The sequence below is a fragment of the Marinobacter sp. genome (genome assembly GCF_040904845.1).
Taxonomy (GTDB): domain Bacteria; phylum Pseudomonadota; class Gammaproteobacteria; order Pseudomonadales; family Oleiphilaceae; genus Marinobacter.
Window position 1 is genome coordinate 102978 of sequence record NZ_JBBDSR010000068.1, and the last position, 6396, is coordinate 109373.

A 6396-nucleotide genomic window follows, 5' to 3' on the forward strand; every position below is an offset into this window, starting at 1 on the left:
CTTACTTGGTGTTTCCGGCGCTACCGGTCCGGCGGTCCAGCTCCTGGGCGACGGCAGCCACAATGTCGGTGTCGGCAAGGCTCTGCGGGACACAGGTTTGTGTCAGCCCCACCTGATGAGCCCGTTGGGCAATCCGGCTGGCAGGAACCACCAGCAATGTTGTCTCCGGATTATGGCCGCTATTCTTACTCAGTGCGATGAAATTGTTCAAAGTTTCTCCCGACAGGGTGATCACGGCGTCGGGGTGAAAGTGTAGCAGAGCGCTGTCCAGTGAGGCTTTATCGGGGGTTGGCGACAGGCGCCGGTAAAGCGGCAGCAGGGTCACATCGGCCCCACGCTCGGTCAGCGTCTGCTGTATCAGCTCGCGGCCGTCTTCGCCTCTGACCAGCAGGACCTTTTCATGGTGAAAAGTCTGCAGCGAAGGAAGCGCAAGTAATGCTTCGCTGGTCCAGCCCTTGGCGGGTTTGCAGGGGTCCAGGCCGCTTTGGGCGAATATCGATGCGGTTCCGCCCCCCACACCGTACCAGCGAATACCCATGGGAAGCTGCGGCCACCAGTTGTCCGCCAGCGCCAAAAACAGGCCGGCGGCATAGGGGCTGACGGCAATCACGTGGGTGTACAGGTCAAGATTCTGGATCAGGGTGCGGGTGGCCGGCGTTTCCGGGAGCGGTTCCCGCCGAATCAGCGGCAGTACCCGTGCCTCGGCTCCGGCCTCGCGGAACGCATCGGCCAGCCGGGAGGCTTCGGGCTCGGGCCGGCATATCAGTATCCGCCGCGCGACGAGCAGCTTGTGGTCAGGTAGGGGTGTGGCCATAGATTTCCGCCAATACCTTGTCAGCCCCCATGGCCAGTAGGTCTTCGGCCAGCTCCCGGCCCAGACGCTCGCCTTCGGTTCTCGGCGCGCGACCCTCCACGCGGAAAATCTGGGTGCCGTCGACAGCACCAACCAGCCCGCGAAGCCACACCGTATGGTCATCCTCAAGCAGGGCGTATGCGGCAATCGGGACCTGGCAGCCGCCCTGCAAGCGCCGGTTGAGCGCACGTTCCGCGCTGACCCGATCCCAGGTGTCGTGGTGGTTCAGGGGTGCCAGCATGGCCAGCAAGTCGGAGTCGTCCAGGCGGCACTCAATGCCCAGCGCACCCTGTCCGACTGCAGGCAGGGACAGCGAATCGGGCAGGCAGTAACGGATGCGGTCGTGGAATCCCAGCCGCTTCAGCCCTGAACTGGCCAACACGATGGCATCGTAATCGCCGGCATCCAGCTTGGCCAGGCGGGTGTTGACGTTGCCTCGCAGCATGCGAATTTGCAGGTCCGGGCGATAGGCGCGCAGCTGAGACTCGCGGCGCAGGCTGGCGGTGCCGACCACCGCGCCCTGAGGCAAGGCATCCACAGTATCGTAGTGGTTGCTGACAAACGCATCGGTCGGGTCTTCCCGTTCGCAGATGGCCACCAGCCCGAGCCCCTCGGGGAACTCCATAGGGACGTCTTTCATGGAATGCACCGCCAGGTCAGCCCGGCCGTCGAGCATGGCTTCCTCGAGTTCTTTCACGAACAACCCCTTACCGCCGATCTTGGCGAGAGGAACGTCGAGAATCTTGTCGCCCTGAGTCTTGATCTTGACCAGCTCCACGGTGATGTTGTTGTGGAGCCGTTCCAGTTCGGATTTGATGAATTCGGCCTGCCACAGCGCCAGAGCACTGCTGCGGGTCGCAATACGAAGAGTTCGTTCTGACATAATGTGCTGTGCCAATGTAAAAAATGTCCGTCAAGGTTACCTTGACGCCGTCCAAATGTCCCGTGGTGCTCAGCCTGCCCGATGCTCCTGAAGCCACTGCCTGACCGCGCTGGCGTGGCGGCGGCTGACCGGAAGATCCCCCAGCCCGTCACGCAGCACAACCGAAGCCTGACCGCTGGAACTGCGGCTCAGGGCCTGGATAAAGTCCGCGCCGACCAGAGTGTGGCGGTGGATGCGCAGAAGCGACTGTGGGAAGGCGTTTTCCAGCTCTTTCAGGGTGTAATCCGACACCGTTTCACCCCGGGTGTGATGAATGGTGACGTATTTCTGATCGGCCTCGCAGTAGAGGATTGCCCCGATATCAATCAGTTCGGTACCGCGGTGTGAGCGAATGGCCAGCTGCCCGCCAGCCGCCGCCTCGCGGGAGGTCAGGGCCTGTTGCTGCACCCGGTTCACCTGTCCGGTGCGACTCAGGGCTTCTGCCAGCGCTTCGCGACGTACGGGTTTTAGCAGGTAGGCCGCAGCTCGAACCTCGAATGCTTTGATGGCGTGCTGATCATAGGCGGTGCAAAAAATGACAGCGGGCGGGCGGTCGAGCCGGCTGATGGCGGCAGCGGCCTCCATGCCATCGATGCCCGGCATGCGAATGTCCAGCAGCAGAATGTCGGGGTCGAGCTCTGCCACCTGGCGCAGGGTATTGCCACCGTCGCCCGCTTCACCGCACACCTGGTAACCCGGGATATCCTCGACGAGGCGGCGCAGGCGGTCCCGCGCGAGGGGCTCGTCATCGGCGATCAGAATTTTACGGTTGTCGTGTATAGGTGTCATTGCCTGTTGGCCGCTGAAGCTGTGTTCATTTCCGGCTTTTGCCCGGCCTTATGGACCGGTAGCCGCAGGGTGACAGTGTACACGTCGTTCTGGTGGCTGTGTTTGAGGACCGCCTGTTCATCGAACAGCGCCTGCAACCGGGACTGGATATTCGCCAGCGCCATGCGGTTGCCATCATGACCGCTGAAAGACGGGTCCGGCCTGGGGTTCTGCACCATGACGTAGACAAAATTGCCACGCCGGGACACCTCGAGTTTGACAGTGCCCCCCTCCGGGCGGGGCTGTATGCCGTGGTAGATGGCGTTTTCCAGCAGCGGTTGCAGAGTCAGTGGCGGGATCGCCTGTGTGTCCAGATCCGGGGCAATATGCCACTCCAGGGTTAGCCGCTCACCGAGGCGCAGTGCCTCGATGTCGAGGTAGCGCCGGCACAGGTCCAGCTCATCCTGCAGTGGAATGAGCCGGTCATCGGCGCGCAGGCTGGCGCGGAACAGCTCCGACAGATCCAGTACAGCGTCTTCGGCCCGTTCCGGATTGACCGCGATCAGGCTGGCGATGGTGTTCATGCTGTTGAACAAAAAGTGCGGATGGATGCGAGCCTGCAAGGCCGTCAGGCGCGCTTGCATTTCCGCTTCACGTTGCTGGCGCCACTGGTGCTGCAGGTAGAAATAACGCAGTACCATCAGCGTAATCAGCAGGGCCAGCAGCAGTTTTTTGGCAATGGCCTGCCAGTCGATCACGCCCGGTTGGGGGTGCAGTACGCTGTCGGCGAACAGGCTGAAGGCGAGAACATCAACCAGCACGATGGCGATCATCACCAGGGTCGCGCGCGGGGTTGTCAGCCGTGACAGCCAGCCGCGCAACAGGCAGATGAGCGCCGCGCTGGTGAGTACCGTCCACTGCACAAACAGCGACAGCAAGCCAAAATAGTTCCAGTCGATCCAGCCGCCTTCGGCCTGCACGATGGACAGCGCCAGCACCATCAGTTCGCTGGTGACCAGTAGCAGGAACACGGAGCGCACCCGGCACAGATCCGGCACGTAAAAGTCACTGATTTTCGGGGCTACTGCCATGACATCTCAATCCTGAACCGGGAGCGCAACGGGAGGCGCGGCAATGCTATAATCCTGCGACTAACCATTTACTCATTCCCTCAAAAGCGTAACCCTTCGATGAATATCCTCTGGGTGATATCGGAGGTGGCTATGCGCTAGTCGGTATGAGTCAAAAAAGTCAATATACTGCAGCATACCGTTTAGATACAAAGCGGACCTGACGGTGCCCTCAAGGTTGTGCCGTTTCGACAGGGATTTCGGCAACTCGACTCGATTGAAACGATCCGTGATCCGGCAGCGACGTATCGTAAGCCGATGCCGGAGAGATGAATATACCCCTGGGCCTCGGGGGACACCGGCGTTCCTTCGCTGACGATGAGGCCGCACCCACCAGGCCGTTTAATATGACTAGCGCTGAAGCCTTTCCCGCCAGCGATCCCAGGGGGGAAGAGGCGATACCGCCTCGAACAGATAATCCATGAAGGCACGCACCTTGAGCGTTCTGATTCGGCGTTCGGGGGTCAGCACATAAAGCTCGCGGTGGCCAGGCATGACCTCGCTGCGCCACGTTTCAAGTAGTGGAACCAGAGCACCCTCGGCAAGCTCCTCGGCGATCAGCCAGGTGGGAAAAATGACCAGCCCCTGACCGAGCAGTGCCGCGTTCGAAGAAACGCAGGGCGTTAAGATCCATCGCATTCAAGTTCATCGTGTTGCGTCTCATGCAATAAAGATTTTCGATACTTTCGATTGTAGCAACGATTTCTCTTGGCCAGACTGTATTTATTGATCTGGCGTGACGCCAGCTCTTTTTGAATTTTCAAGAGGGACAATTGATCATGCGTAAAGGCACAGCACTTGTTGTGGGCGCCACTGGCATTACCGGTGGCAATCTGGCAGCTTATCTGGTGGCCAGCGGTTGGACCGTCTATGGTCTGTCGCGCCGCGCCACCGAACAGAACGGCGTGATTCCCGTTGCCGCCGATCTGTTGGACAAACCGGCCACCAAGAGGGCGCTTGCCGCGCTGCCGATTACTCACGTCTTCTACTGCACCTGGATTCGTCGAGACAACGAAAACGCCAACGTCGAAGCTAATAGCGCGATGATGCGTCATTTGTTCGAGGCGGTTGATAGCGACAACTTAGAACATGCCTCGCTGGTTACGGGCACCAAGCAGTATCTGGGCTCGTTCGAGGCCTACGGGAGCGGGCGAATCGAAACCCCGTTCCGCGAATCCGAGCCGCGGGTACCGGGGAACAATTTCTACTACGCGCTGGAAGATGTGCTGTTCGAGGCCGCCAATCGTCACGGCTTTGCCTGGAACGTGCACCGCCCGCACACCGTGATTGGCTATGCACTCGGCAACGCCATGAACATGGGCACAACAATCGCCGTTTACGCCTCGATCTGCAAGGCGACCGACCAGCCGTTCGTGTTCCCGGGCTCGCAGACCCAGTGGAATGCGCTGACCGACATGACGGATGCCCTCGTTCTTGCGCGCCAAATGGAGTGGGCGGCGACTGCGCCGGGCGCGGCGAATCAGGCCTTTAATACGGTCAATGGCGATGTCTTCCGCTGGCGTCGCATGTGGCGCGAGATCGGCGAGTATTTCGGCCTTGAAGTTGCGGATTGTCCCGAGACGCCGCACCCGCTGAAGGAGCAGATGGCCGACGCGGAATCGACCTGGCGCGAGATTGCAGAAAAGCACAACCTGGTGGAGCCGGACGTCGGCAAGCTGGCTTCCTGGTGGCACACCGACGCCGATCTCGGTCGCGATCAGGAGTGCGTCAACGATACCACCAAGTGCCGCGACTTTGGTTTCGACCATTTCCGCGAGACACGCGGTGCCTTTTTAGACCTGTTCGATCGCCTGCGCGCCGAGAAAATCATTCCCTGAACTGCGATCTGACCGATCTCAAGCAGCCCTGGGACGCTCCTGACGTTACGCCCCAGGATGGCCTTGCGGCCAGACGCTAAAGGTTAGCTCTGTGGTTTGATCAGGAACTTCTCTCCGGTAGCTTGCTTGCCGTAAACCGAGATCGCATCCAGCTGTAACGCGCCGGCCAGGGATACTTCGTGAGTGTAGTGACTGGCGAAGGTCGTTCTGATCTCGGCGGCTATGCGTTTACGCATGGCGGCGGTGATTTCATTACCCAGCTTTCCTAATACATTGAACAACAAAAAGCCGTTTACACCCCAGGCAAAACCAAAGCTGCGGTTCAGTGTGATGGGGCCGCGATCAAGGCCGCCATAGATATAAACCTGTTTGTAAATGTCAGATCCATACACGCTGTATTCAGTCATGTTGCGAGAGACGGCGGCTTCCATGCAGGTAAGAATATCGCTAGCCAGGCGACCGCCACCGATTGGATCGAAAGCGATGGTAGCGCCGGTGTCGATCAGTGCTTGGATCAGGTCGGCCATGAAGCTGTCGCGACTGGAGTTGACCACGTACTTGGCACCCAGATCGCGCAGCAACGCTTCCTGTTCAGGCTTACGGACGATATTGACCAGGTCGATGCCATCGGCGATGCAGATGCGGTTAAGCATTTGCCCGAGGTTAGAGGCGGCGGCAGCGTGAACGATAGCCTTGTGGCCTTCAGCGCGCATGGTTTCCACCATGGCTAATGCAGTCAGCGGATTAACAAAGCTGGAAGCACCTTCGACTGCAGTCGTACCCGGCTCCAGTTCCAGACAGCTTTGCACATTGGCACAGAGGTATTTGCGGTAGCTACCGCCGCCAATGAACGCAACGGTTTTGCCCATCAGGCTTTGCGCTGCG

General features: G+C 59.8%; 7 protein-coding genes. 1 reads left to right on the plus strand and 6 read right to left on the minus strand.

Annotated elements, in window-relative coordinates; translation table 11 throughout:
* Position 1: 1 nt before the first annotated feature.
* The 5 genes from WD429_RS09105 to WD429_RS09125 form a co-directional block, all read right to left on the minus strand.
* Positions 2-814 carry a uroporphyrinogen-III synthase gene (locus tag WD429_RS09105; RefSeq protein ID WP_368421859.1) on the minus strand — a complete coding sequence of 271 codons (813 nt, stop codon included), beginning with the start codon at positions 812-814 and terminating at the stop codon, positions 2-4.
* Positions 795-1736: a hydroxymethylbilane synthase gene (gene hemC, locus WD429_RS09110; RefSeq protein WP_368421860.1), complete on the minus strand. Its 942-nt coding sequence runs from the start codon at positions 1734-1736 to the stop codon at positions 795-797. The genes WD429_RS09105 and hemC overlap by 20 nt, the downstream gene beginning before the upstream one ends.
* Positions 1737-1805: 69 nt before the next feature.
* Positions 1806-2564 carry a LytR/AlgR family response regulator transcription factor gene (locus WD429_RS09115; RefSeq protein ID WP_368421861.1) on the minus strand — a complete coding sequence of 253 codons (759 nt, stop codon included), beginning with the start codon at positions 2562-2564 and terminating at the stop codon, positions 1806-1808.
* A complete protein-coding gene (locus WD429_RS09120) occupies positions 2561-3634 on the minus strand; it encodes a sensor histidine kinase (RefSeq protein ID WP_368421862.1) in 1074 nt (357 codons plus the stop codon). The genes WD429_RS09115 and WD429_RS09120 overlap by 4 nt, the downstream gene beginning before the upstream one ends.
* 390 nt (positions 3635-4024) lie before the next feature.
* Positions 4025-4312 (minus strand): LysR substrate-binding domain-containing protein, encoded by a 288-nt coding sequence (locus tag WD429_RS09125; RefSeq protein WP_368421863.1) that lies wholly within the window; start codon positions 4310-4312, stop codon positions 4025-4027.
* 140 nt (positions 4313-4452) lie between these two features.
* On the opposite strand from WD429_RS09125, the gene WD429_RS09130 reads away from it, so the two are divergent.
* Entirely contained in the window at positions 4453-5511 is a 1059-nt protein-coding gene (locus WD429_RS09130; protein WP_368421864.1) for an SDR family oxidoreductase, read from the plus strand.
* Positions 5512-5594: 83 nt separating this feature from the next.
* Here WD429_RS09130 and WD429_RS09135 read toward each other — a convergent pair.
* Positions 5595-6396, minus strand: an 802-nt coding sequence (locus WD429_RS09135; RefSeq protein WP_368421865.1) for an NADH oxidase, incomplete at its 5' end; no start/stop codon positions are given.